General features: G+C 63.8%; 2 protein-coding genes and 1 pseudogene. 2 read left to right on the top strand and 1 reads right to left on the bottom strand.

Annotation, left to right across the window (positions count from 1 at the left end):
- Nucleotides 1–170: 170 nt before the first annotated feature.
- Nucleotides 171–2,762 (bottom strand): annotated as a pseudogene (locus AC1Y2B_RS23340) (strawberry notch-like NTP hydrolase domain-containing protein); the annotation flags it as partial.
- Between the two features lie 303 nt (nt 2,763–3,065).
- Between AC1Y2B_RS23340 and AC1Y2B_RS23345 the strand changes: the two are divergent.
- Entirely contained in the window at nt 3,066–3,362 is a 297-nt protein-coding gene (locus AC1Y2B_RS23345) for a hypothetical protein (RefSeq protein WP_482255518.1), read from the top strand.
- Between the two features lie 352 nt (nt 3,363–3,714).
- Nucleotides 3,715–3,861, top strand: a 147-nt coding sequence (locus AC1Y2B_RS23350; protein WP_482255519.1) for a helix-turn-helix domain-containing protein, incomplete at its 3' end; no start/stop codon positions are given.

Here is a 3,861-nt window from a genome sequence, read left to right on the forward strand (position 1 = left end):
TGAGAGTTGGAGGAGGAGGTCATGTCGGGGTGTCCTTCTGCGGTTGAGAGCAGAGGCATCATGATTATGCCAAGTGGAGATCCCAAAATGAAACAGCATATCAACGACATGAAGCGCCGCGCTCTGCATAACGCGGACGCGGCATATTATGTTTTATCCGGAGTTCCGGATAAGACGTATTCCCGCGGGGTGATGTCGACCCGGATGTCGTTCCATTCGTCGGTCGGGATCTCCGACAGGCGGCGTTCCATCAGCGCCTCGCCGGTCGAGACGATCTGGATGACGGCGGCATGGCCTGCCGCCAGATCGGCCGCGATGGCCGCGATCAGCGTGGGGGTTTTCATCGAGGTGAGCAGATGGCCGAAGAAGCGCTGCTTTGCGGACTCGAAGGCCGAGCGCGCGGCGGACTTGGCCTGCCGGTTCAGCGTGCCGTTCTCACCCGTGATGTTGGCGGCCTCCATCGCCGCAGCCAGGTTGTTGTGGATGATGGCGAAGGCCCCGGCATAGGCATCGTAGATGCTGCGCTGCTCCGGGCTGAGTGCGTGAACCAGCATCTCGTATTCGACACCGTCATAGGAAAGCGACCGGGCGGTGTAGAGACCGAGGGACCGCAGGTCGCGGGCGAGAACCTCCATCGCGGCGACCCCGCCTGCCTCGATGGCCTCGACGAACTCGGCTCGCGTTGCGAAGGGGAAATCCTCCCCACCCCAGAGTCCAAGGCGTTGCGCATAGGCCAAGTTGTGGACCGTCGTAGCCCCGGTGGCTGAGACATAGACGACCCGGGCATTGGGCAGCTTGTGCTGCAGGCGCAGGCCCGCCCTGCCCTGCTGCGAGGCTTCCGTGTCGCCCCGCTCGCCCTTGGACCCGGCGGCATTGGCCATGGCATGGCTTTCGTCGAACAGGATCACCCCGTCGAAATCGGCCCCGAGCCAGTCGACGATTTGGTCGACGCGGGATTTCTTGTTGCCACGTTCTTCCGAGCGCAGCGTCGCATAAGTGGTGAACAGGATGCCTTCGGTGAGCGGAATTTCGCGCCCTTGGGCGAAGCGCGACAGCGGTGTTACGAGCAGACGCTCCTGGCCAAGGGCCGACCAGTCGCGCTGCGCATCCTCCAGCAGCTTGTCGCTCTTCGAGATCCAGAGCGCCTTTCGGCGACCTCGCGCCCAGTTGTCGAGCAGGATCCCGGCCGACTGTCGGCCTTTTCCCGCCCCGGTGCCATCGCCAAGGAAGAAGCCCCGCCGGAACCGGACAGCCTCAGCGGCGGCCTCGGGCGCGGCGGAAACCATGTCGCCGGTGTCATCCACGCACCACGACCCAGCGAGATGCGCATCATGCGCCTCGCCCGCATAGATCACGGTTTCGAGCTGGGCATCCGACAGGAGCCCATCCCGCAACACGGCGGCGGGCAGTTTCGGGCGGTAGGTCGGTTTCGGGGGCGCGACCGAGGCCATGGCCGCCGATTGCACCAACTTGGTCGGATGAGGGGCCGCGCCTGGGATGTCGAAGGCCTGCAGCCGGAAGGTCTCATAGATCGCATCCGACAGACGCGCAGCGCTGTCGTCTTCGGTAACCTCGCGCAGGATATAGGAGAGATCTTCGGGGTCGACAGGCGTGTGCGCGCCGAAAGACGAGACCGAGGCGGAAGCCCGCGATAGGCCGACGGTGGTTTTTGCGGCGCGGGCAGAATTTCCCGAGAAGGGAGAAGAGCGGCCCTGCCCAGTCGAGGCGTAATGCATGAGTTCGAGGCGCGGCGGAACTTCTGCGGTGATCCGGGCCAGCAGATGCGCCACATCGGGAGAGATGGGCCGGGCGAGGTCGGCCGTGATGCCGCCCTTTTCGCCGCCACGACATTTGTCAAAGACCGAAATCCGCGTCTCGAAGCTAGTGCCATGTTTGGCAAAGGCGCCGCCAGACACCGAGCCCGTGAAAACAAGATGCGCGGACTCGGTCAGCCGAGCGAAGGTCTCGGCCCAGGCGGGTGCATCCGGCGTGAAATTAGTGCCGGTGATTGCGACCAACCGCCCACCCGGCGCAAGCCGCGCAAGCGCCGAACGCAGATGCCGCGCCGTCGCCTCGGTGCTGCGGCCATCGACATGCGCCACGGCCGAGAAGGGCGGGTTCATCAAGATGACGGTCGGACGCAGCTCGGCACCCAGATGATCGTCGATCTGCGCGGCGTCGAAACGGGTGACGGAGCGGCCCGGAAACAAGAGCCGCAGAAGGTCGGCGCGGGTGTCGGCCAATTCGTTCAGCGCAAGGCTACCGCCCCCGATCTCCGCCAGGATCGCCAGAAGCCCGGTCCCGGCCGAGGGTTCGAGTACCAGATCGCGGACGGTGATCTGTGCCGCCGCAATTGCTGCAAGCCCCATCGGCAGAGGCGTACTGAACTGCTGGAAGCGCTCCATCTCCTCCGACCGCCTTGTGTGCGTGGGCAGGAGCCCCGCGACTTTGGCGAGGATCGGCAGCAAGGCTCCCGGCGAGCCCGCCCGGGCCAGCAGGGCGCGGCCGAATTTCCGCAGAAAAAGGACGAGCGCCACCTCGCCCGCCTCATAGGCGAGCTTCCAGTCCCAGGCGCCAACTGCATCGGAGCCGCCAAAGGCGCGCTCCATCTCCAGCCGCAAGCGCAGGGCTTCGATCTGGAAGCCCTGCGCCAGATCAGGTTGCAGCGCTTCAGCAACGGCCAGGATTCTGGAGGCAGTCGTGGAGGGGGACGGCACGGCAGTGGGTGCCGCCGCCAGGGTCGCAGAGGAAAGATCGTTCATCGGGGAAACCTCGAGAGAGCCGGAGGGGTCAGTCCCGCGCGGCGCTCTCTCTCACCCGCCGGAACCTGACCCCTTCCGGCAGCCCTCTCCCTCCCCTTCCCTTACTTGCACCAGGGACTGTCGCCCGTATGGGGGGAGACGGCCAAGGCCGGCTCTCGTCCGCAGGACCAAGGCCCGGTCCCGGCGGCACGCCGGGAGGTGCCCACCCGAATTCCGCCTCCTTCGATCTCTCCGGCAGCGGCGGAGTTGAATTTGTTCTTGTTATGTTCTATATTCAGAGTGACGAGCCAAGGGAGATACCCGATGGAAAGCACCACCTTTGCCCTGCCCTCCACGCCGAAGCAGATCGCATATGCGCGCGCTTTGGCACTGCGCAATCAAACGCTTCTGCCTTGGGAGGTTCAGCAGGACCGACGGACCCTGAGCGCCTGGATCGAGGCCCAGGCAAACCTGAGACCGGTCTCCGAGCTGGACCGTCTGCCATCCTCCAAGCAGGTCGCCTTCGCCGAACGCCTCGCCCGCATCAAGCGCCGCGCGGTGCCAGACGAGTGCTTCCGTGACAAGGGCCTGATGTCGAAATGGATCGACGGGAATAGGTGATCGTGCACTTCCTTTGTGGCGGACGTCGAGTCGATGCCACGCTCTTCGGAGGCATGACGAAGGAGACTGCGATCGCTGCCAATCCTGAGCATGGCGAATACATCATATTTGCAAATCTATAGGATTGCCAATTTGAACGACTAGCAAACCTATACCATTGCGGATCGTGACATTTTGCCATATCTTAGCATGGCGATACTTCCGCGAAAGCAATCTCATAGGTTGGCAAATGTCCGTCTCCCGCACAAAGCAGCGTCAGGCCCAAGACAGGGTCAACCAAGCCGCAACCCTGATTAAGTCCGTTGCAAAGCCCTTCGGGGGCTGGATCGCCACGTTCCAGGAGGCGATCAGGATGAATGCTCCAGCCCTCGCCGAACGCCTCGGCATCTCACGCAACAACATCTACGCCGCAATTCAGACCGAACAGGCCGGAACCATCTCCCTGAACCAGTTGGAAAAGATCGCCGAGGCCATGGGGGGCCGCCTCGTCTATGCGATC

Source organism: Stagnihabitans sp., from assembly GCF_964946895.1.